Raw genomic sequence first — 22,128 nt, 5'->3', positions numbered from 1 at the left:
GGTGGGCTATTTTAGGTGTTGGCAGGTATTGGCAAGAGAATGAAGATAGGGCACCCTGGATAAGGGTTCAGTCGGGGTGCAGCCTGATGCCTGTCCGAAGCGATTGCCTGTGGAACGACATTTGCAGTTTTTCCAACCCCCAACTTGGTTGCCTGACACAAGTCCCGAAAGCCTGGAAAATGCGTTTTCCTGGAGTCGAAGCCCATAGCCCTTGAGTTGAAACCGGAGGGCTGGGTCGAAGGGGCTTTCGGAGCAGCGTCGCTTACGAGAAATCAAGGGTTCCCAGAGATGTGTCAGGCAGTCAGATCCCTAACTGCTTTATAGATTAGCGTTTTTAGATTAGCGTTTTTCCCACATGACGTTTACCTGGATGTCGCGAAGTGGTGCTCCTCAACCGCCGCCTCAATTGCCTTGCATTACGTAGACTCAGCCCCTTTTCTTTTTCTAGAAGCTCATGGTTGAACCTGCTGGTTTCGGTTTGCCCCTACCCAACGACTGCTTTTGCCAGCTTTTTGAGCGCTCTGCCGATGCCATTTTGCTGATCGATGGCGACGTGTTCATTGACTGCAATCCAGCGGCGATCGCCCTGCTGGGTTGCACTGACAAAGCGCAAGTGCAATCGCTGCATCCCGCCCTGCTCTCACCAATGGTGCAGCCCGACGGACGACCCTCGTTTGAAACGGCAAATGAGATGATGGCGATCGCCCTGCGGCAGGGCAGTCACCGATTTGAATGGATGCACCACCGCATGAATGGGGAAGACTTGTGGGTGGAGGTATTGCTGACGGCGATCGAGTGGAAGGGGCGCACCATTCTGCACGCAACGTGGCGAGATATTGGCGATCGCCTCCAGCTAGAGGCTCAGCGTCAGGAGGTCGAGAAGGCATTGCAACGAAGTGAACAGCGGATGCGGCTGGCGCTCAAGGCAGCGCAAACGGGCATCTGGGAATGGAATATTGCAACGGATCATCTGGAACACTTCAGCGACGAAGCGAAGCATCTGTTTGGACTGACGGATGAAACCTTCGATGGTACTTGGGCGACCTGTGCAAAGGCGATTCACCCAGAAGACGTGAGGCGGATTGAACAGGCAATCGAATCGGCGATCGCTGGCAAAACCGCCTATGCTGCGGACTATCGAGTGATCTGGCCCGATGGCTCCATTCACTGGCTGGCGGGTCGGGGCGATGTCCTGTGGAGCGAAGACGGCAAGCCCGTGACAATGGTAGGCACGGTGCAAGACATCACGCCGCGCAAGGAAGCAGAAGAGGCTCGCCGCCACAGCGAGGAGCGCTTTCAGGCGTTTATGGATCACAGCCCGACGGCTGCCTGGATGGTCAGCTATGAGGGGCAAATGCTCTACATCAACCAGACCTATTTGAAAATGTTCACCCTGCCCACGCCGGACGTGGTGGGCAAGTCGCTATTTGATCTATACCCCAAAGAGGTCGCGGCAGAATTTTTGCACAACGTTCAAACCGTCATTCACAACCGTCGTCTGCTGGCCACGATCGAGCCGATTCCGCTGCCGGATGGCACGATTGGCGATTCGCTGGTCTACAAATTTCCCATGTCGGACGGGTCGGGACAGCAGGTGGTGGGCGGCATCGCCATCGACATCACCGATCGCAAGCGGGCAGAAGAGGCAATTCAGGACTACGCCGATCGCCAAACCCTGCTGAACCAGCTTGCCCAGCAGATCCGCAATTCTCTCAACCTGGACACGGTACTTGAAACCACCATTCAGGCCGTGCGAAACCTGCTGGAAATCGACTATTGCGGCTTTTGCTGGGTGCTGCCCGAGGCCGACACGCCGCACTGGGAGATTGTGCAAGAAGCCAAAAACGACCATGCGCCCAGCCTGCTGGGTGAGTATCCCCTGCGGCTGGTTGGCGACAATGTGGTGCAGCAGTTGATCCAGCAGCAGATGGTTTGGGTAGACGACACGGCCCAGTGCAGCGACCCGGTTTTTCAAGCGCTGCTGACGGAATCGGGGGTGCAGTCGGTGGTGCTGATGCCGCTGCGGACGCATTCTCAGCGAATCGGCTGTCTGATTGGCGACCACTTTCAGCGGGTGCGCCCGTGGACCGAGCGAGAGCGCGATTTGCTGCAATCGGTGGCCACCCAACTGGCGATCGCCATTGACCAGGCCGAACTCTACACCCAGAGCCGCGCCCAGAGCGAGGAACTGCAACACGCGCTGCAAGAGCTTCAGCGCACCCAGGCGCAGATGGTGCAAAGTGAAAAGATGTCGAGCCTAGGGCAACTGGTGGCCGGCATTGCCCATGAAATCAACAACCCGGTGAACTTCATCCACGGCAACCTGGCCCATGCCCGCAACTATGTGCAGGATTTGCTGGAGCTAATGGAGTTGTATCAGCAGGAGTATCTTGAACCCACGCCCAAAATTACCCGGTATGCCGAAGAAATTGATCTGGAGTTTCTGCGCGAAGATTTGCCCAAACTGCTTGCCTCAATGCGAGTGGGAACTGAGCGGATTCACGAGATCGTGCGCTCGCTCCGCATTTTCTCCCGGCTAGACGAAGCGGAGTCCAAGCCCGTAGACATCCACGACGGCATCGACAGCACACTGATGATTTTGCACAATCGCCTGAAGGCACGCTCCGGCCGCGAAGAGATTCGGGTGGTCAAAGAATACGGCTCGCTGCCACCCGTCGAGTGCTATGCAGGTCAACTCAACCAGGTGTTTATGAACATCCTGTCGAACGCCATTGACGCGCTAGAAGAACGCGATCAGCAGCGGGCGATCGCTGACCAGCAGGCTGAACCCAGCACCATCCGCATCAAAACCCAGGTCTTGCCCGATCATCAAGTCAGCATCCACATCATCGACAACGGCACAGGAATGCTACCCAGCGTCAGGCAGCGCATCTTTGACCCATTTTTCACCACCAAGTCCGTCGGTAAAGGCACAGGCATGGGCATGTCCATCAGCTATCAAATCGTCACCGAAAAACACGGCGGCACGCTGGAATGCTTCTCGGAACCAGGTCAGGGCACCGAGTTTGTGATTCAAATCCCAATCTCCCAGGCGGTCGCAGAACTCTCCTAACCCATTCCTCCCTCTTCCTTCTTCCCTCTTCGTTCTTCGTTCTTCCTTCTTCCCTCTTCCCCCTCCCCTCACACCCCGTCCACCCCATTCACTCCAAACCGTATCAAAAAACACAAAACACCCTCCCCCTTGGGGATAATATGCTACGCGCAAGGGGGTTTCCAAGGCTGACCAGGTTTAGGGACACGAGTTGCTGATCTCTGCTGTTGGCGATCCAGCGATCCATTGTTCGTGCTTCGCTATTATTTATCAGGGCGCGGGGGCAAAGCTCTTGCGCTCCTGTGTTGTTCAATAATCTCTGAAATAGACCTGCAATAGACCCCTGCAATCACTGTTACTAGGAGCACTGGCGTTCATGGTTGCGACTTCGAGGGCAGACGGTGAAACGTTTCGATTAAGTTCATTTTTGCTCAGCGACGGGCCCGCAGGGTTTCTGCTGAGTTGGGTGGCAGGGTTTGTGGATACCTCAGCATTTATTATTCTGTTTGGCATTTTCACCGCCCATGTCACAGGCAACATTGCGCTGGCAGGGTCGTCCTTTGTGGCATCGGACGAAGGCAGCACGGTGACGCGGCTACTGATGCTGCCCATCTTTATGCTCACGGTGGCCATCACGTCACTGGTCGCTCGGTTTGCAAGAGGCAAGAAGTGGCCGGTGTTTGCGGTGCTGCTGACCCTAGAGGCGATCGCCCTGGCGGTGTTTCTCGTCGTGGCGACAAGCCTCTCCCCCTCTCTGCTTGTAGACGTGCAGGAAGACCTGATTTTCCCCATTGCGATGACCGGTGTGGTGGCAATGGCGATTCAAAACGCGCTGATGAAAGAAGCCAAAGGCGTATTTAAGAGCTATATTCCAACTACCGTGATGACGGGCAACACCACACAGATCACCATCGATATCGTGCAGTACATCGTAGGTAAGCTAACGATGCACAAAAACCCCCAGGCTAGCCAGGAGGTAGCCGAAGCGGTTGAGCGGATGGGCCGCGTTTTTCCTGTCATCCTAGGGTTTGCGCTGGGTGGCGCGTCGGCGGTTTATTTTGTCATGGTTTCCGAAACTTGGTGGAGTTTGATCATTCCGCTGATTATCATTTCTGTGATGGCGATCGCCGCCTTCAAGGAACATGCCCAAGCCTCTTCCCCTGCATAATCTGAACCTGCACCATCTAAAACTGAACCCTACTTGATCGCTTTCTCGCATTTACGGATACACACAGCTTCATACACTGGTGTAATGCTGATGGGTGAAGAAGAGGGTTTCCCACTACTAGCACAATGTTGATTAAAGCTGATTTAACTTAAAGCTCAATGACTTAAAGCTCAACGACTTAGAGCTAATTGACTTAAAGTTGATTGACTTAAAGTTGATTGACTTAAAGTTGATTGACATCAAAGAACTGAATCAGCCTGATTCTCTCAAACAAGAAGGACATATCCGATGAGACGTGCGTTTCTGTCTTTAGTAGTTTCCCTAATCATGGGGTTGAACCTTTTATTGGGAAGCGCTGCCCATGCCTTTCCGATTTCCCAGTTTTCGATTTCTGATTTATTAAAAGCGTTTCCGGGTCTAACGCAAACCAGCGATCTAGATTTGACCGAGTCTCAAAAAGAGCTGTTGAAACAGCTCAATGAGGAAGTTCTCCCCCAACTTGCTGCTGTTTTGCGCCCCGACCAGATTGATCAGTTTGCCGCAGAAATTGCAGGCGGCGACAGTCTCCGCAAGGCCTTCAAGTCACTGACCCTGACACCAGAGCAAAAGTCTGAGCTTGCAAGCCTGATCAAGGGCCTCCCCAAGAGCGACTTCTTCGCTACCCTGACCCCCGAACAGCGCACCGAGTTTTTCATGCGAAAGAAGGGGCTATTCAAACCATCTATTGAAGAGATCACTGAAAAGATCAAGTTTGGTTTGAAGAAGAAGGAGATGTTTGCCCCGACTGCCGAAGAAATCGCCGAGAAAGTGAAGGCAAAAGGGATCACTCCTGGTAAAGATGGTGTCGCGCCAACGGCTGACGAAATTGCTGAAAAAATCAAGATTGGTTTGAAGAAGAAAGAAGAGTTTGCGCCTTCTCTGGAGACGATTACTGAAAAGATCAAGCAGAAGATCGAGGCGGCTTCCGAGTAATTTTTCTCTAGTTTTTGCTCTAATTTGTTGGGTGCATCCCACTTTTTTAACCCTCACCCTAAATCTCTCTCCCAAAACGGGAGAGGAACTTTCAATCCGACTCCCCTTCTCCCTTTTTGGGAGAAGGGGTTGGGGGATGAGGGCAAACTTGCAGAACTGGGATTCGCCCAATTTGTTTACCTCAAACTTCATCGGGGCTGTATGGTTTAGGATTTTCCACCATACAGTCCTTTGCTTTAGTTACGTTGCTTTAGTTACGTTTTGATGCAACATGATTCTGAGACGAAACAGCACTCGGTAGATCGACAATACCAGGGTTGTCAAAACCAAGGTTGTCAGCTCTGTACCGAGTGCCATTCTTAATGAGTGGACCGACCTGAGACAGGTACTTTACCTAATGCATAACCAGCAGATGCATAACCAGCAGATGCATAACTAACAGATACCTAATAGCGGATCTGGAGCGTGACGGTTGTTTGCACTTCCTGTTCTCCACCAATCACAGGCGTAGGCGCAGCAGCAGCAGAATCCATTGCCATAGACTGGCGTAGAATCGGCATCGGCGGAGGTGCAGAGGCGTGATTGATCTGCACACCGACAATTTCCTGACGGCGCAGACCTAACGCTGCCAGGACAGTATCCGCCTGGGACTGGGCCTGCTGCACGGCTTCGCGCAGAGCGACCTGCTGGGCCTGGGCGATCGCCTCATCTGAGGCCACAAAGCTCACGCTGTCAATGCGGCTGGCCCCCGCTTTTACGGCTTCATCTAGCAGCCCGCCGGCCTGATCGGTCGGCACACGGAAGCTGACGGTGTTCGTGGCCGTGTAGCCCACAAGCCGCTGCTCGTTGTTGTTGTAGTTGTAGACCGGGGTGAGGTTGATGCCTGTGGTTTGCAGCTTATCAACCTGGCGCGATCGCAGCAATTGCACCACTGCATTTGACCGACGCGCTGCGTCCTGCTGGGCCGCTTCTGCGGTTGCCCCCCGCACTTCCACCCCCAGGCTGACCTGGCTGAGCGTGGTGGGGATAAACTCGTTCCCTGTTCCCGTTACCGTCAACACGCGCGTCATCACTTCGTTCGCCATCACTGGATCGGGGTTTATCGGCATCAGGCTCAGCCCGCCCACCGCCAGCAGCACCGCCGAACTCAGCCCAAAGGCGGTGCGCGTCAGTCTGTTCGGTTTCATCGCCGCTTTTATCATAGAAGGCATCGCGGGTTTCATTGCTATCATCTCCTCATAGGAATGAATTTAAGGATGCTCCTACTTTGGCACTGCCCAGGAGAGACGGTACGTTCAGTTACACTTTTTGATACCCCATCTTTTGAAACTTAGCCGATCGACCTGATCGAGGCGGAAGCAGGATCGCCACGCCTGCTGGCAGAAATCGAAGCCACCGGAGTCGATTGGTGAGTTGGACTACTGCAAGTTTGGCGCTTCGCCTTTGGGCAGAGATGGAGGAACATAATATAGGAGCATAATATTAAGATGGGCGATCGCCCTCGTTCAGTCCCATTTGCTGACGCACGCTCTGACGAAATGCCTTCGCGGCTGCCAGCGGATTGGGATTGCGAACGCATTCACTTAGGATTTCCACATCCAGTTCAGGCAGCAATTCACTGTGCTGAACTAGCTCATAGCCAGCCGTTTGCAAAAATGATTCAGGAACCTGTTCGCGGAGATGGTAAATCGAAAAGCGATCGCCCTGCCAAAACCAGACTTCTGAAATACCCAGCCGCCGAAACCGTTCCAGTCGGTTCATCCCGCCGCTGGTGACGATGACTTCGATCGCCAAATCTGGAATCTCCTTTTCGCTGCCAATGCAATAGCTCTCGTCTGGCTCTAGCCCAACCTGTTGCTGTGCCTGGCGAAAGGTGGTAGACCCTGTGGGGAAATATTCAATCTCCGCTTCCAGGAAATAGATTTCCAGCAGCGTGCCAATGCGGGTTTTTCCAGACTCATGCCGACGGCTCGGTGCCACAATTTCTAGGACTCCATCTAAGTAGTTCACCCGGTAGGCGAGGCTGTCGCCCCGTTCTGCCAGCAGCGTTTCATATTGCGCCCAGGAGACGTTGGAGATGAGCCGCTGTTCTTCCGGATCTTCAATTTGCCAATGGGTTGCCAGGTCGTCGAGGAGTTGCATGGCGGAGTTGCGATTTTGGATTTTGGATTTTGGATTTTTGGGGGGCGATCGCCCTGGATTGGTAATTATCAAGCATTATCGCGAATTATCGCTGAGCATTTTGAAACATCTGCCGCAGCCAGTCCCAGATGGCGAACACGGGCTGCATGGCTTCGCCCAAGCTGACTCCAGTAATTCGCACCAGCACAACCAGCAGCACCAGGATAATCGCCACATTGATGGCAAGCCGGATTGCCTTGGTAATCAAGGAAAACACCAGCATCAAAATGAGAACGGCGATCGCCGCTGTGATTAACGTCTCCACGTCGTTTTAGCCTCCTAGCGCTTGCTTGCTGCTTCCACCATACTCAGAAACGGAGTTGGAAAGGGCAACGCTGCCCAGACGGGCGATCGCCGGAGCTTATCGCAAGTGCGTAAGTCCTGATCCAATACTCAATCCAATACTCCTAATGGCAATCATTGAAACCTAAATACCAATCTGGCTCCCCACCTGAGATACGATGATGTATTGTGTTTTGCGGTTTCTAGTGTTTTGCGGTTTCTAGCGTTTATCTCAGCGGGGGATGTGGCATGACGGCGACCCAGATGGCTCCGGGATTTTGTGAAGGGATTCAGTATTTTGGTGAAACGCTGCCGGGATTCGAGACCTACGGGGCTACACCTGCCATCGCTGAAGGGGCAAGGGCGATCGCCACGCCAACAGACCCCGCCGCTGTCTTCCAAACGCTGCTTTATGCCGACGCGCTGCGCTACCTGACGGTGCAAATCTGCGGCAGCAAAGGATCTGGACATCCCGGCGGCTTTGCCAGTCAGGCCGAAGCGTATGCCGCACTGGTGATGCTGGGCTACAAAAACATCGTGACGGAGGTGGGACACCACGCGCCAGGATTCTATAGCGCCATGTTCCTCGATCGCTCTCTGGAGGATATGGGCATTACCACAGTGCAGCAAATGCGCGATCGCTTCCGGGAGCGGCACGGACTGTTGGGCCACCTGTCTGGCTTTATTCCCGGTCTGCTGGCTCCGGCGGGGCCCTTGGGCCAGGGGCAGCATTTTGCAATGGCCGGGGCGTTGCTGTATCCCGACACGCTATTTCCCTTCACCATTGGCGACGGCGGGCTAGGCGAACCCTACATCATGAGTTCGTTTATGCACTTCCACACAGCCTTCCCCGGTTCTACCAACTTTTTGCCTGTGCTGGTGTGGAATGGCTTTTCGCAAGAACACCACAGCATGGTGTCGCTGAAGACCAACGAGCAAATGCTGGCCTACTGGCATGGGCACGGCTTTGACGAAGTGGTGCTGGTGGATGCGAAGGACTTCGACGATCAGGATCAGCCGGGAGATTATGTCGATAGCACGGCTTTCTCCTTGAAGCAGCGTCTCGCCTTTACCCAGAGCGTGCTGGTGGGTGTGGACGAAGCAGCCCGCTCTGCCCTCAGCGGCAAGCTGACCGCGTTTATCATCAAGCAGCTCAAGGGCGCAGGGGTTCATGCCCGCGGCGCAAAGTCCCACAATCTATACCCCAAAGACACGCTAGACGCGCCCCACATTATGGATGCGCTGAAGACGCGATCGCTCTCTCCTGAAGCTTGGGCAATCGTGCGGACGAACTGCGAGCGGGCGGGCGGCGGCCCAGCATCGAAAACAGTGGTCACCGAGTTTGAGCGTCCCCTGCCGGATCTGGGGCCGCTGCCGCTAGAGGAATATCCGGTAGGGGGCGACCCCAAGGTTTCGACTACGGCAATGGGCAAGCTGGTGGGGCATGTGGGAACGAGCGATCGCACGTTTTTGGTCACCAATGCCGACGGCAACGAGGCATCGGGCATCGCCAACATCAACCAGGCGCTAAAGATCATCCACCCCACCGAAGACCCGCTCTATAACCAGGCTCCCAAGGGTCAGGTCTATGAGCCGCTGAGCGAAGATGCTTGTGCGGGTCTGGCGGCTGGGCTGTCGCTGTTCGGCGGGCGGACGCTGTGGTGTTCCTATGAATCGTTTGCCATTAACGGGTTGCCGATCTGGCAGACAGTAACGCAGGCGATGGCCGAGCTACGCCGCAAAACGCCCGCGACCATTACGCTGTTTACGGCAGGGGCGCTGGAGCAGGGGCGCAACGGCTGGACGCACCAGCGCCCAGAAATTGAGGCCTACTTTGCCGCCATGATGCGGAATGGGAATGTATTTCCGCTGTTTCCGCCCGATGCTAACAGCGTGCAGGCTTGCTACGAATGGGCGCTGTCGCAGAACAACAAAGGTGTGGTGATTACCGCCAGCAAGTCGCCGCTGCCGATTCGCACGACGTTTGACCAGACGCGACAGGCATTGGAACAGGGGGCGATCGCCCTTCATTCCAGCAGCGGCAGCAAGGCCGTCGTGTTTGCGGTGGTGGGCGACATGATCCTTTCGCCCGTATTCGACGCAGCAAAGCTTTTAGAAGCCCAGGGCTTGGGGGTGCGGATCGTGTCGGTCATCAGTCCCCGTCGCCTCTACCGCCCCAGCGATACCCTGTGGGACATCTGCTCCGAGCCGGATGGTCATTTCCTGGACGATGCTGGGTTTGAAAACCTGTTTGGCGGCGATGCGCTGATCGGCGTGACGGGTGGAGCCAGTGCCATGCTGGAGCCAGTGATGCTGCGCTCAACCAGCAAGCGCGATGTGTTTGCCTGGAAGCGAGGCGAAACCACCGCCAGCGCTGGGGAACTGATGGCGCTCAACGGCATTACGGCTGAAGCTCTGGCTGCACGGGCGATCGCGCTAGTCCAATCGCGCTAGTCCAATCGCGCTAGTCTCAGAGGATGTTTGAAAAGTCCTACTTTTTGTAGCAAAGCGTGCAAGATCCCCCTAAATCCCCCTTAAAAAGGGGAACTTTAAGGCGGTTTCCCCCCTTTTTAAGGGGGGCTGGGGGGATCTCTGAGTGCTTAACATTACAGGCGATACCTTTTCAAACACCCTCTAATAGTCTCAGCGCAATAACTGGGACGTGATCCCTCAACCATCACCTGTTAGCGCCAGAAGTGCCGTCGTGGCGGACTGCAAGAACTACTTGGCTCCAGGAACAATGAAATCCTGGCAGAAGAATGTCTGTACTAATTGGAACCCAGCCCTGCTTCTATCTGGGGAATCAGGTTGTCCTGTCCAACGATATTAAACTTCCAAACCGCACTGAGCCGCTCAGTTTCACCAGGATCGAAGTCAAGAATCACTAGAAAAGCTCTCTCTGGTGAAATAGAGAGACGTTTTCGACGATCGGAAAACTTCTGATAAGCATCTCGATCTCTTCCTGTTTTGCACTCAATCAGCAATGGCTTGCCTTCAACCACATAGAATAAATCCAGTTCAAAACTGTCCCCGTTTGAGAATTGAATCAGCCGATTCATTAGACGAGAATAGGATAAGTTTGAGCGTTGCAGAAAATCAGAAACTTTGTATTCTATAAATCTCTCAAACCAGCCCCCTGTGAAAAAGCTCCGCGTATCTGGTCTATTCCGCACACTTGCACGAATGATCTTTTCGCCCGGAAAATATTTGTATCGAGAAAAGAATAGGGTGTCTTTATCTAAGTCTTTACCAAATTGGGTGATCGTTCCAATTTGCTTTTGGGATGCTCTATTGAGGTGACAGGTCAGATTTCTCTCATTTATGATTGACCACTTGATTTGTCCTAATAAGCGAGATAGCTGGGGCTGACCATCTTCGTCCTTATACTTATTGCCTAATCTAACGGCGTGCTTATTAAAAATTTCTTCTGTGTGAGGGTCAAGCTCAGGTTGATCCATGACAGATACGCCTCTATTCGCCAGCCATTTGATGGCAACCTCTTCACTTAAGCGTCCATCCAAAAGCTGAAGATTCTCAGACTCTTCGGCCGTGTCTTCTGTAGAAGGATTTGTAGAAGGATTTTCTATTAGGCTTGCTTTTGAATTCTTATCTAAGACGGGTTCGCTAAAGGGCGTATGTTCTGCTGAATCTGACTCCTCTAGTACGCCTGAAACGTGTTTTTCTGACAATTCAGGCAACTGAGGATAGACATTTTCTTCCGGTTCCTCTGATTCAGGTGAGAGGCGAGTTCTACGCCGAGCAAGAACCATTGAACTGGAGACTGCTCCCAAACTGCTGCTGGCGATGCTGGCAATAGAGTTTCTGGGGAATAGGGCTGAGGCTGTGCCACCCAGAACAATTGTTGCCAGCCCAACAACCAGTCCATCGGCTACCCATTTCTGCATGAGCTACGTAAACCTTGCGCGACAGCAGTCTCTAATGTTGTATATCAATCAGGGATGTTCAGCAACTTATGATTTTTTCAGAGATTAATTGAACACCCTGCTCAAGCTTTTTAGTGACACTGCCTCAGAGGATCAATGACTTTTAATTAAGTTCTTACAAAACTTATTAAATGGAACTCCAAAGGATATGCCTAGAGAGGGGCGATCGCGCTTGATACCACAACCGAACAATCGGTTTAGGCACGTTTCCACTAAGCGCTTTTTCGCTCGGTCTGCTCTTTTTGCAATAGAAAATCTAGATCATCTTCTAAGAGGATGTTTGAAAAGTCCTACTTTTTGTAGCAAAGCGTGCAAGATCCCCCTAAATCCCCCTTAAAAAGGGGGACTTCAAGGCGGTTTCCCCCCTTAAAAAGGGGAGCTAAGGGGGGATCTCTGAGTGCTTAACATTACAGGCGATACCTTTTCAAACACCCTCTAATCAACTGGCTCTGCGGGCTAGTTGTTCAAAGTGTAACCTTGTGCCAGGAACTTTGACTTGCCATCTCTGGGTAAAGGCACTAGCGAGTAACAGGTTAGCTTTTCTTCTGCGATGATGGCATCTTGTGGCAGCAGCGCTCTTTAGCAATCTTTGAGCCGGGAACCTCGAAAAATTGGTCAAGTAGTGTCTTGAGTTGAGACAAGAGTGAGATCATAGTCAGAGAGAGTAAGGGTGAAGACTGATGAGCCAAGCCGGATTTTGGGACTGGGAAGAACGCCAAGCCAAACTGAGGCAGAAAAAAGATCTATTGGTGCGGCTCAACCAAATTGTTCCTTGGGAGGACTTTCGACCTACATTGGAGAAAATCCATGACAAACCTCGAAAGAGCAATGCGGGACGCAAAGCAATCGATGTCGTGGTGATGTTCAAACTCCTGATTTTGCAACAGTTGTACAACATCAGCGATGAGGAACTGGAATATCAAGTCAGTGACCGTCTGTCGTTCATGCAGTTCATGGGGTTTAGTTTGTCCGATGAAGTGCCTGATGCAACAACCGTCTGGTTATTTCGCAAACAACTGATTGAGCAGGGGTTGATTGAGGCATTATTCGAGCAATTCGATGGTTACTTAATCAAGCAGGGCTATGCTGCCAAAGGAGGACAGATTGTAGATGCGACCTTAATTCCTGTGCCCAAGCAACACAACAGCAACTCAGAGAACCAGCAACTCAAGCAGGGCGAAATCCCTCAAGATTGGCAGGACAAGCCGCATCAATTGGCGCAAAAAGACACGGACGCTCGATGGACGAAGAAGCGAGGTGTGTGCCATTTTGGGTACAAAAACCACGTCAGTATCGATGCTGAGTATGGTTTGATCCGGCAGTATCAAGTCACCGATGCAGCAGTGCATGATTCGCAAGTGTTGGGACATTTATTGGACGACGACAATGAGGCAGGTAGCGTATGGGCAGACAGCGCCTATCGCAGCGAGGCGATTGAGCAGGTGCTGGCGTTGATGGGCTTTGACAGTCAGATTCATGAGCGTTCCTATCGCAATCGTCCGCTGAGCGAGGAGCAACAACACTCGAATCGCACCAAGTCAAAAACCCGCTCGAAAGTCGAGCATGTGTTTGGTGCGTGGATCATGCAAATGGGTGGCAAACTGGTGCGCGTGATTGGAATGGTACGGGTCAAGGCATCCTTAGGGCTGAAGAATCTGACCTACAACTTGATGCGCTATACGTTCTTACAGACCCAAGTAGCCGATTAAACGCCGGAATCGGCAGACTACTGCTGGGTTCTATGCCTGCCTACAGGATGAGGTAGTTCAAGAGCAGTCATCTGCTAGGGGAAGCGCAGCAATGCTCCTGTCTCACTTGAGACTTTACCCTGGCAAAATTCAATTAATCGAGGTTCCCAGCCTTCAACGCTCAGTCCTAAATATTTAGCCGCTGGTAGATCACGTCCAGATTTCTCAGGTGGTGGTTGGGATCAAAGCAGGCTTCGATTTCTTCTGGGGACAGGTGGGATTTGACCGTGGCATCGGCGGCAATTAGCGCATGAAAGTCCCCATCGGGTGTGTTCCAGGCCTGGTGGGCGCAGCTTTGCACGACGGCGTAGGCGGCTTCGCGGGCCAGCCCCTTTTCTACCAGCGTCAGCATCACCCGCTGGCTAAAGACCACGCCACCGTAGACGTTCATGTTGCGCTGCATGTTTTCGGGATAGACCTGGAGATTTTTCACCAAGTCGGTGATTTCCACCAGCATGAAGTGGGTGAGGATGCAGGCATCGGGCAGGGCGACGCGCTCGACGGAACTGTGGGAAATGTCGCGTTCGTGCCAGAGAGCGACGTTTTCTAGACCCGTCATGGCGTAGCCGCGAATCAGGCGGGCCATGCCCGTCAGCCGCTCCGAGCGAATCGGGTTGCGCTTGTGGGGCATGGCGGAGGAGCCTTTTTGCCCCTTGGAGAAGAATTCTTCCACTTCCAGTACGTCGGTGCGCTGGAGGTTGCGGATTTCTACTGCAAAGCGCTCGATGGAGGCGGCGAGGAGTGCCAGTACGTTGAAGAACTGGGCGTGGCGATCGCGCGAAATGACCTGCGTTGAGGCAGTATCCGGCTGCAAACCGAGCTTCTGGCAGGCGATCGCCTCGATTTGCGGATCGAGATTGGCGTAGGTGCCCACTGCGCCAGAGATCTTGCCGACGGCGATCTCTTGATGCAACTGACAGAGGCGATCGCGCCCCCGCAGCACTTCTGCCAGCCAGCCCGCCAGCTTAAAGCCGAAGGTGATGGGTTCAGCATGAATGCCGTGCGATCGCCCAATCATCACCGTTTCCCGATGCTGCTGCGCCTGAAAGCGAATGGCCTGGGCCAGCTTGTCTACGTGGGATTGCAGCACCTCTAGACTGGCGACCAGTTGCAGCGCCAGCGCCGTATCCAGCACGTCGGAACTGGTCATGCCCAGGTGAATGTAGCGCCCTGCGTCGCCGACATACTCATTCACGTTGGTCAGAAACGCAATCACGTCGTGCCGCACTTCTGCTTCGATTTCCAGAATTCGCTTTGGATCAAACTGCGCCTTGGCCTTGATCGTCTCCACTGCGTCTGCCGGAATATAGCCCAATTCCGCCTGCGCCTCGCAGACCGCAATCTCCACCTGGAGCCACGTCTTGAATTTATATTCGTCCGTCCAAAGACTGCCCATTTCGGGCAAAGTATAGCGCTCGATCAAGGCTCTGCCGCTGAATACAACCCATTTATTGTATTGGAAAGCGCTAGTCTTTCGTGCGTCCTGCGTGAAAAATCCACGTCCCTCCTTCAACCCATTTGCCAGTCGCTAGAATGGTCATCTAGCCCCACGTCGCGCTCCACAAAGGCAAGGACGGCGGCACGATATTCCCGCAGGGTTTCATCCACCCAGCCGCGATCCACGCTGTCGGCATAGAGATGCACCAGCGGTTCGCCCGCATCGGGCAGCACCAAGATCCAGCTATCGTGCTGCGGGTTAAAGATTTTTACACCATCAATTAGCTCAAGCTGCTGGGCTGGGTGCGTTTCTACTAAATGGCGCATGAGAGACCCCTTGGCCGTCCAGGGACAGCGGACGGTGATCATTTTGTGGCAGACGCGGGGCAGGTCGAGGCGAATCTGGCCGAGGGTGCGGGGGGCGCTGCTGGCCAGGTCTTGCGATCGCAAACTCAGCATTTCGATCATCTTGGCAATGCAAAACATCGCGTCGAACCCCGGATGCAGTTGCGGAAAGATAAAGCCCATCTCGCCGCTGCCGCCTAGCACCACATTGGGATTGGTGTAGCAGGCTTCCATCAGGGCGGTGGGGTTGGCGCGGGTGCGGAGGATCTGGCCGCCGTGGCGACGGGCGATTTGTTCGGCAGCGCTGGAGGCATTCACGGGCACCACCACGGAGCCACGCGGATGCTGCGTCAGCACCATGTGAATCATCAGCGCCGTCAGCAACTCGCCGCGAATCGGGCTGCCTGCTTCGTCTACCAAAATTAACTGCTCGCCATTGGCAGACACTTGCACGCCGAAGTTGGCTTTCAGCGCCTCGACTACGTGACCCAACTGGCTCAGCAGCGCTTCTCGGTCTTGGGCGCTGGGCACGGTGGGATTGAGGCTGGCGTTTAGCACCACCGCGTCGCAGCCAAATTTGGACAGCATTTGCGGCAGCACTGCGCCCGACACGGCATAGGCGTAGTCGATCACCACCTTGGAACTGTGGCTGCGAATCGCATCTAGCCGCAGGTGTCGCTCAAAGCTGTCGCAATAGATATCGCTGGCTTGATGCACCGTCACTACGTTGCCGATTTCCTGAATTTGGGCGCGGCGAAAGTCTTCTTTGAAATAGGCTCCCTCGATCTTTTTTTCCTGGGCTTTGGATAGATTGATGCCCTTGTGGTTGAAGAATTCAATTAGGATGTGATCCGAGCGCTCTGGGTGAACGCGGACATGGATTCCGGCGGCGACATTGCGGCTGGGGGCGACGGCGCGGGCCACGGGAATCGCGGTGGCCTCCAGGTTTTGCACATGCACGCCGACGGACATTAGGCCGGCAATGAGCGATCGCGACACCATGCGAGAGATATTGCGCTGGTCGCGAGACACCGTGACCTGGCTTCCTGGCTTTAGCGTCGAGCCAAAGGCCGCCCCCAGCCGCACGGCAAATTCCGGCGTGATGTCCACATTCGCCAGACCCGACACGCCCCGCTGCCCAAACAGGTTGCGGTGGGCGGCGTGGCCCCAGATCAGGTTCATGTTGAGAATGGCCCCCGGTTCGATGCGCTTGCTGGGCCAGATCCGCACGTCTGGGTTCACCAGCGCCTCTTCGCCAATCACCGAGAGGGAACCGATGACCGCACCTTCCAGTACGTGGGCGCGGCGATCGACCCGCGTGCCTCTGGCGGCCACGCAGGCCCGCAGGTGGGCCTCGTCGCCGATGGTAACGCCGTTCCAGAGGATGGGGCGCTTCAGGTCGGCATCGGCTCCGACGGTCACATTGTCGCCAATAATCGTGCCTGCGGCGATCGCCGCTCTGGGGCCAATCCGACAATTGCTGCCGATGATGGCAGGGGTGTCGATTTGGGCGGTGGGGTCGATGTGGGTGTTTTGTCCCACCCAGAGATTGGGCGATCGCTCTTCACTCGCAAACTCCAGCTTTACCCGCCGATAGAGCGCTGCATATTGCGCCTCGCGGTAGGCATCCAGATGCCCCACATCGCACCAATAGCCCTCCGCTGCATAGCCATACAGGGGCAAATCCTTTTCCAGCAGCAGCGGAAACAGATCCTTGGAAAAGTCTGATTCCTCGTTGGCGGGCAGGTAGTCCAGCACCTCCGGCTCCAGGATATAAGTGCCCGTGTTCACTGTGTCGGAGAAAATTTCGCTGCTGGAGGGCTTTTCCAAAAATCGGCGGATGCGCCCGTCTTCGTCCGTAATCACCACGCCAAACTCTAGCGGGTTGGCAATGTGGGCCAACACCAGCGTCGCCTTTGCGCCCTTTTTCTTGTGAAAGGCGATCGCCTCGCTCAGGTTAATATCCGTGATGCTGTCGCCGCTGATCACCAGAAAGGTTTCATCCAGCAGATCTGCCACGTTTTTGACGCAGCCCGCCGTTCCCAGCGGCTCGTCTTCCTCCACGGCATAGGTCATCTGCACGCCAAAATCGCTGCCGTCTTGAAAGTAATCCCGCATTACATCAGGCAGATAGTGCAGCGTGGCGATGATTTCCGTGATCCCGTGCCGCCGCAGCAGGTTAATAATATGCTCGGCGATTGGGCGATTCAAAATGGGCACCATTGGTTTGGGCAAATCGCAGGTCAGCGGCCGCAGCCGCGTGCCCGAACCCCCTGCCATCAGCACTGCTCGCATAACGCCTCCATCAGCCCCTTATTTCAGCGATTCTAAGTCGCAGGCCATAGCTCTTACTGTGACAGATCCAGATGATGAGAGGGCCGCCGAAAAAGATTTCATTTTGTTAAATTCCCGGCGCGGGGATTCCTGAATCCCTTGGGGACAGGCGTAGCGTCAGCCAATTGGCTCCCCCACGCGCGATTCGCCCGCTACTCACCTGCTACTCGATCAACACCTCGCCCTGCCCTGCAATGACTTCGCCCAAAGGCCAAGCTGCGACGCTCTGGGCTTGGAAAAAGCGACAGGTTTCTTCAGCGCGATCGCCCGGAACCAGCACCACAAAGCCGACCCCCATGTTGAACGTGTTGAACATCTCAGCGCGGGCGACCGCTCCCGCCGATTCCAGCCAGGTGAATATCGGTGGAATCGTCCAGCTTGTGGGGTCAACGCGCACGCTCTGGCCATTGCCCAGGCCGCGGGGCAGGTTTTCGGGCAGCCCGCCGCCCGTGATGTGGGCCATGCCGTGGATGGGCAGACCGGAGCGCCGCGCCGCCAGCACGGGCGCAACGTAAATGCGGGTTGGTGTCAGCAAGACCTCACCGAGGGATGCATTGCCCAGTTCCGGCAGGGATTCGCTCAATTCCAGACCGGCCTGGTCTACGATTTTGCGAACTAGGCTGAACCCGTTGCTGTGAATGCCACTGCTGGGGAGGGCGATCGCCACATCGCCGATTTGCACCTGCGACCCGTCGAGGATCTGGCTCTTTTCCACAATGCCCACGCAAAAGCCCGCCAGGTCGTATTCTCCCGGCAGGTAAAACCCTGGCATCTCCGCCGTTTCGCCGCCCAGCAGCGCACAGCCCGCCTGCTTGCAGCCGTCTGTGATGCCCGCCACCACGGCCGCGAGTTGGTCTTCATCCAGCTTGCCCGTCGCCAGGTAGTCCAGAAAAAACAGCGGTTCCGCGCCGCAGGTCAGCACGTCATTCACGCACATGGCCACCAGATCAATGCCTACGGTGTCATGGCGATCGCACTGGTGCGCCAGCTTCAGCTTTGTGCCCACGCCGTCCGTCCCCGACACCAGCACGGGTTCTCGATAGCCCGTCGGCAGTTGAAATAGCCCGCTAAATCCGCCAATGCCGCCCATCACCTCTGGGCGATGCGTACTGGCGACCATTTCCCTGATCCGCCGCACGAAGGCGCGTCCCGCCTCTACGTCTACCCCTGCTTGCCGATAGTCCATGAGTTCCCGCGTGTGGAGTGCAAGGGAGTATTTTACAGGGATCGGGGGTCAGGAGGCAGGAGTCGGGAAGTCAACGCGAAAGCCCTCTTCCGGCTATCCCCGCATTAACATCCCCGCATTAACAATACGGCGTTACATCCTCGCCGCAGTCGTCTGCTAGATAAGATAGCGCCCGAAACCGCAGCCCGACCAACTGCTCATACAGCGGATTGAGCTTGCACATGGCAGGAATGTGGACGATCTTGCGGCCAAACAGCACCACGTCGCGCTCGAAGGGGCACTGCGGCGGGATCATTTTGCACAGGAAGCGGGCCAGTCGCGGATCTTGCACTTCCAGCCCGTCTAGCCACTCCTGCATCGGGGCCAGCACGGGGAGATAGTGGTCATCGCCCAAGTCAGCGAACCGATCCACCGGGCCGCCCTCGCTCATCTCGGTCAACGTGTGGCGCAGCGAATCCAGCACGGCAGGCTGGAGATTCAGCGCGGTGCAATATTCTTGAAGCAGGCGGTCTTCGGCGGCAGAGTAGGTGCCATCGGCGATCGCCACCATCACGGCAGTCCGCAAAAAGTTTTCGGCCGTTTTGGGATCGTCTCCCAGACCTTCGGCGACGGCTTCCGGCATGATGCGGGCTGCGCCTTCTAGCTCGGTTTTGGGCGCAAGCTCGATCTCCGTCAGGTCAGAAATCAGCGCTTTTTCCTGCTCGTCGAAATTGCCGTCTGCCCAGGCCAGGGCGAGCAGTCCGCGCAGCCAGACCGAAATCTGCTGATTGCTATAGGGGGATGGCACAGCGCCAGTCATACGAAGGGAAAATGGAAGGGAAAAAGTAAGAGTCATGGGGCGAAATCCATCACACTACTCTCTATGCTATCCGGGCGATCGCAGGCGCAAAGCCCGCAACCGAGCGAGAATGCCGAACCTGCATAGTCGAAATGCCAGAACTGAAATCTGTAGCACTTCTAACCGTTGTGATGATTTACACGTCATCACTTTATCAGAATTTTTTACCGCCGCGCTGTACAGTTCCTCACTCTCTCGCTCCGCTGTCCTGCTCAACCCACACGGGCACTCGCTTATAGCCCGGCGTGCCGCAGCGCTTGTCCGTTTTGGCGTGAAAAATTGCGTTCACTTCGGGATAGAACATCAGCGCCGCGCCGGGACGCACCGCACCGAAAATCACTTCCACGCCGTCTAGCTGGCCTGCCTCGCCCCGCACGGTGACTCTCTGGTGTTCCGCAAGCCCAGCGCGGGCCGCATCCAGCGGATTCAGCAAAATGCAGTGGCGATGGGGCATCCCTCGATAGCGATCGCCCTCCTTGTACACCACCGTATTGTGCTGCGAATAGCTGCGGGCCGTGATCAGCGCCAGCACCAGCCCGTTTGCGCCATCGGCCGCGCCAAAGTGACTGGGGTCGGGCAGCGACAGATCGGGCAGCGGTGTGAGCTTCATCTGCGCTTTGCCAGAGGGCGTTTTGAACTGCGGCTGGGTAAGGATGCGCCCTGAAATGGTGAACTCTTCACCGCCGTCGTCCAAAGCAGCAATCTTTTCGTAGCCAGGAATCGTTTTGGCAATCAACTGGCGAACATAGCGCGTATCTTGCAGCTTGCGCCAGTCCACCGGGTCGTCGCCCAGCAGCCGATGCGCCAGTTCCGTGAGAAATGTAATTTCGGCAATCAGGTCTGCCTGCTTCAGATGGGTCTGGCCCGGATCATTCATTCGCACAAAGTTGTTGCCCGATTCCACCGTGGTTTTATGCGGATTTTCAAAGCGGTTGAAGACCGGAATCACAATCGTATTCGTTTTGGCCAACCCGTGAAAGTGCCCCGGATTGGGCTTGGTCGCCAGATAAATAATCGTGTCAATGTTGCCAAGGGCGCGTTTTGCCTGGGCGGTGTCGGGGTTTGCGCCGTAGAGGTTGCCGCCCAGCGCCAGCAGCGTGTCTACCTGACCTGCCTCTGCCGCGTCGATCAGGTCGCGAGTATGATAACCCGGTGGCAGATTGAGCGATCGCCCCAGCAGTTTCTCTAGCGCCTGCTGAATTTCCTGCTTCAGCTTCACTGTCACGCCCATCGAGCCAAAGCCCTGCACGTTGGAATGACCGCGAATCGGCATCACGCCTGCGCCGGGTTTGCCCAGGTTGCCCGTCATCAGAGCCGTGTTCACAATATTCCACACGTTGTCCACACTGTTCGCGTGGTGCGTAATGCCCATCGCCCAGGCGAATACGACGTGCTTTGCATTGCCGATGATCGCCGCCGCCGCTTCTATCTCCGGCTGAGACACGCCGCATCCCTGGGCGATCGCCTCCCAGCTTGTGCTGCGGGCCTGTTCCACCACTGCTTCCCAGCCTTCGGTGTGCGCCTTGAGAAAGTCCCAGTCCACCTGATTGCACTCCAGCAGCGCCTTTTGGATGCCCGTCAGCAGCGTCACGTCGCTACCGGGAATCGGTTGCAAATAGTGGGAGGAAATGTCTGAGCCGGGAATGAGAGACTTCAGCGGAAAGGCCGGCGAACCGAACTTGACCAGACCCACTTCCATGATGGGATTAATCACAATTACGGAACCGCCGCGATCGCGCAATTTGATTAGCTCATTCATCAAGCGCGGATGGTTATAGGGCGCATTGGAACCCATCAGCACGACGCAATCTGCCTGCTTCAGTCCTTCTAGGCTGACGGTCGAGGTACTGGTTCCCAGCACTTCTTTTAACCCCACGGTGGAAGGGGCATGACACAGATCGGAACAGTCGGCGAGATTATTTGATCCCAGCGTCCGCAGCAGCAGTTGCAGCAGAAATGCAGCTTCGTTGGAACTGCGCCCCGAACTGTAGGACGCAATCCGTTCCGGTGGCTTTTGGAAGGCAGCAGTGGCGATCGCATACACCTCATCCCAACTGATGCGCTCATAGTGCGATCGCCCCGCCCTCCGGATCATTGGCACACTCAGCCGCCCCAGCCGATCGGCCGCCATCGAGGACAACTGCTGGAGTTCTGCCACGCTGTGGGTCTCAAAAAACTGCGGCGGCACGGCTGGCATTAGCTCCGCCATGATCGACTCGACGCTTTTCATGCAGCGCTGCATCGACTCGTCTAGTTCGTTGCGAAAACCGCCTTTTTGCCCCCCTGTGCCCCATGCACAAGATAAACAGGCGCTCTTGTGCATTAGCGTTTGCCAAAGCTGCGGCCCTTCGGGTGTCAGCGTTTGCTCTGCCCAATATTGCACCACGGAAAGCCCACCACCTTGGTCGGGCGTGTCGGCATTGGTCTGGCTGTGGGGCGGCTTGGGCTGGGGAGTTGGAGACATGAGCAGTTGTAAGGAGCGTGATAAAGAATTGCAATGGAACGGGATTTCTAACCCTTAACAAAAGGCTACCGCAGGACTGATTGCAGAGGATGCCTCTACAGAAGGAGGCATCAGAAGGAGGCATCAGAGGGAGGCATCAGAAGGAGGCATCCGTCCTGGCTGAAAAGTTTAGGGCGA

The 22,128-nt window shown here is 55.3% G+C and carries 14 protein-coding genes; 5 read left to right on the top strand and 9 right to left on the bottom strand.

Going from position 1 to position 22,128, the window contains the following annotated elements:
- Positions 1–454: 454 nt before the first annotated feature.
- The 3 genes from HNI00_RS16270 to HNI00_RS16260 all read left to right on the top strand — a co-directional run bounded on the left by HNI00_RS16270 (position 455) and on the right by HNI00_RS16260 (position 5,192).
- A complete protein-coding gene (locus HNI00_RS16270; protein WP_316787604.1) occupies positions 455–3,073 on the top strand; it encodes a PAS domain S-box protein in 2,619 nt (872 codons plus the stop codon).
- Between the two features lie 355 nt (positions 3,074–3,428).
- A complete protein-coding gene (locus HNI00_RS16265) occupies positions 3,429–4,220 on the top strand; it encodes a YoaK family protein (RefSeq protein ID WP_316787603.1) in 792 nt (263 codons plus the stop codon).
- A gap of 288 nt (positions 4,221–4,508) precedes the next feature.
- Positions 4,509–5,192, top strand: a complete 684-nt coding sequence (locus tag HNI00_RS16260) for a hypothetical protein (protein ID WP_316787602.1) — start codon at positions 4,509–4,511, stop codon at positions 5,190–5,192.
- Between the two features lie 446 nt (positions 5,193–5,638).
- On the opposite strand, the gene HNI00_RS16255 is transcribed toward HNI00_RS16260, so the two are convergent.
- The 3 genes from HNI00_RS16255 to HNI00_RS16245 all read right to left on the bottom strand — a co-directional run bounded on the left by HNI00_RS16255 (position 5,639) and on the right by HNI00_RS16245 (position 7,638).
- Complete coding sequence (locus HNI00_RS16255; protein ID WP_316787601.1) at positions 5,639–6,379, bottom strand: SIMPL domain-containing protein; 741 nt, start codon at positions 6,377–6,379, stop codon at positions 5,639–5,641.
- Positions 6,380–6,674: 295 nt separating this feature from the next.
- Positions 6,675–7,334, bottom strand: a complete 660-nt coding sequence (locus HNI00_RS16250) for a Uma2 family endonuclease (RefSeq protein WP_316787600.1) — start codon at positions 7,332–7,334, stop codon at positions 6,675–6,677.
- An 85-nt stretch (positions 7,335–7,419) separates the two neighbouring features.
- Positions 7,420–7,638, bottom strand: coding sequence for a hypothetical protein (locus tag HNI00_RS16245; RefSeq protein WP_316787599.1), 219 nt, complete (start codon positions 7,636–7,638; stop codon positions 7,420–7,422).
- A gap of 266 nt (positions 7,639–7,904) precedes the next feature.
- Here HNI00_RS16245 and HNI00_RS16240 point away from each other — a divergent pair, with 266 nt between their 5' ends.
- Positions 7,905–10,109, top strand: a complete 2,205-nt coding sequence (locus tag HNI00_RS16240; protein WP_316787598.1) for a phosphoketolase family protein — start codon at positions 7,905–7,907, stop codon at positions 10,107–10,109.
- Positions 10,110–10,423: 314 nt separating this feature from the next.
- On the opposite strand, the gene HNI00_RS16235 is transcribed toward HNI00_RS16240, so the two are convergent.
- On the bottom strand, positions 10,424–11,560 hold the full coding sequence (locus HNI00_RS16235; protein ID WP_316787597.1) for a hypothetical protein: 1,137 nt from the start codon (positions 11,558–11,560) through the stop codon (positions 10,424–10,426).
- A 719-nt stretch (positions 11,561–12,279) separates the two neighbouring features.
- Between HNI00_RS16235 and HNI00_RS16230 the strand changes: the two genes are divergently transcribed.
- The gene (locus HNI00_RS16230) at positions 12,280–13,308 is read left to right on the top strand and encodes an IS5 family transposase (protein WP_316787596.1); all 1,029 of its coding nucleotides are present in this window, start codon (positions 12,280–12,282) and stop codon (positions 13,306–13,308) included.
- Positions 13,309–13,474: 166 nt separating this feature from the next.
- On the opposite strand, the gene purB is transcribed toward HNI00_RS16230, so the two are convergent.
- The 5 genes from purB to HNI00_RS16205 form a co-directional block, all read right to left on the bottom strand.
- Entirely contained in the window at positions 13,475–14,770 is a 1,296-nt protein-coding gene (purB, locus tag HNI00_RS16225; protein WP_316787595.1) for an adenylosuccinate lyase, read from the bottom strand.
- A gap of 86 nt (positions 14,771–14,856) precedes the next feature.
- Positions 14,857–17,424, bottom strand: a complete 2,568-nt coding sequence (locus HNI00_RS16220) for a mannose-1-phosphate guanyltransferase (protein ID WP_172355693.1) — start codon at positions 17,422–17,424, stop codon at positions 14,857–14,859.
- Positions 17,425–17,626: 202 nt separating this feature from the next.
- Positions 17,627–18,649 (bottom strand): phosphoribosylformylglycinamidine cyclo-ligase, encoded by a 1,023-nt coding sequence (gene purM / locus HNI00_RS16215; protein WP_316787594.1) that lies wholly within the window; start codon positions 18,647–18,649, stop codon positions 17,627–17,629.
- Positions 18,650–18,767: 118 nt separating this feature from the next.
- The gene (locus HNI00_RS16210) at positions 18,768–19,448 is read right to left on the bottom strand and encodes a Mo-dependent nitrogenase C-terminal domain-containing protein (protein ID WP_316787593.1); all 681 of its coding nucleotides are present in this window, start codon (positions 19,446–19,448) and stop codon (positions 18,768–18,770) included.
- A 226-nt stretch (positions 19,449–19,674) separates the two neighbouring features.
- Positions 19,675–21,951 carry an FdhF/YdeP family oxidoreductase gene (locus HNI00_RS16205; RefSeq protein ID WP_316787592.1) on the bottom strand — a complete coding sequence of 759 codons (2,277 nt, stop codon included), beginning with the start codon at positions 21,949–21,951 and terminating at the stop codon, positions 19,675–19,677.
- Between the last annotated feature and the right edge of the window lie 177 nt (positions 21,952–22,128).

It is taken from the genome of Thermoleptolyngbya oregonensis NK1-22 (genome assembly GCF_032705245.1).
Lineage (GTDB): Bacteria > Cyanobacteriota > Cyanobacteriia > Elainellales > Elainellaceae > Thermoleptolyngbya > Thermoleptolyngbya sichuanensis.
The sequence above is the reverse complement of the archived record's forward strand: the minus strand, read 5'-3'. Positions and strand labels throughout refer to the sequence as shown.

What these genes read in the sequence shown, in the direction of transcription:
- HNI00_RS16265 (WP_316787603.1), top strand. Translation starts at nt 3,429, where the DNA reads ATGGTTGCGACTTCGAGGGCAGACGGTGAAACGTTTCGATTAAGTTCA.
- HNI00_RS16220 (WP_172355693.1), bottom strand. Translation starts at nt 17,424, where the DNA reads ATGCGAGCAGTGCTGATGGCAGGGGGTTCGGGCACGCGGCTGCGGCCG.
- HNI00_RS16235 (WP_316787597.1), bottom strand. Translation starts at nt 11,560, where the DNA reads ATGCAGAAATGGGTAGCCGATGGACTGGTTGTTGGGCTGGCAACAATT.
- HNI00_RS16240 (WP_316787598.1), top strand. Translation starts at nt 7,905, where the DNA reads ATGACGGCGACCCAGATGGCTCCGGGATTTTGTGAAGGGATTCAGTAT.
- purM (WP_316787594.1), bottom strand. Translation starts at nt 18,649, where the DNA reads ATGGACTATCGGCAAGCAGGGGTAGACGTAGAGGCGGGACGCGCCTTC.
- HNI00_RS16270 (WP_316787604.1), top strand. Translation starts at nt 455, where the DNA reads ATGGTTGAACCTGCTGGTTTCGGTTTGCCCCTACCCAACGACTGCTTT.
- HNI00_RS16260 (WP_316787602.1), top strand. Translation starts at nt 4,509, where the DNA reads ATGAGACGTGCGTTTCTGTCTTTAGTAGTTTCCCTAATCATGGGGTTG.
- HNI00_RS16230 (WP_316787596.1), top strand. Translation starts at nt 12,280, where the DNA reads ATGAGCCAAGCCGGATTTTGGGACTGGGAAGAACGCCAAGCCAAACTG.
- HNI00_RS16205 (WP_316787592.1), bottom strand. Translation starts at nt 21,951, where the DNA reads ATGTCTCCAACTCCCCAGCCCAAGCCGCCCCACAGCCAGACCAATGCC.
- HNI00_RS16250 (WP_316787600.1), bottom strand. Translation starts at nt 7,334, where the DNA reads ATGCAACTCCTCGACGACCTGGCAACCCATTGGCAAATTGAAGATCCG.
- HNI00_RS16255 (WP_316787601.1), bottom strand. Translation starts at nt 6,379, where the DNA reads ATGAAACCGAACAGACTGACGCGCACCGCCTTTGGGCTGAGTTCGGCG.
- HNI00_RS16210 (WP_316787593.1), bottom strand. Translation starts at nt 19,448, where the DNA reads ATGACTGGCGCTGTGCCATCCCCCTATAGCAATCAGCAGATTTCGGTC.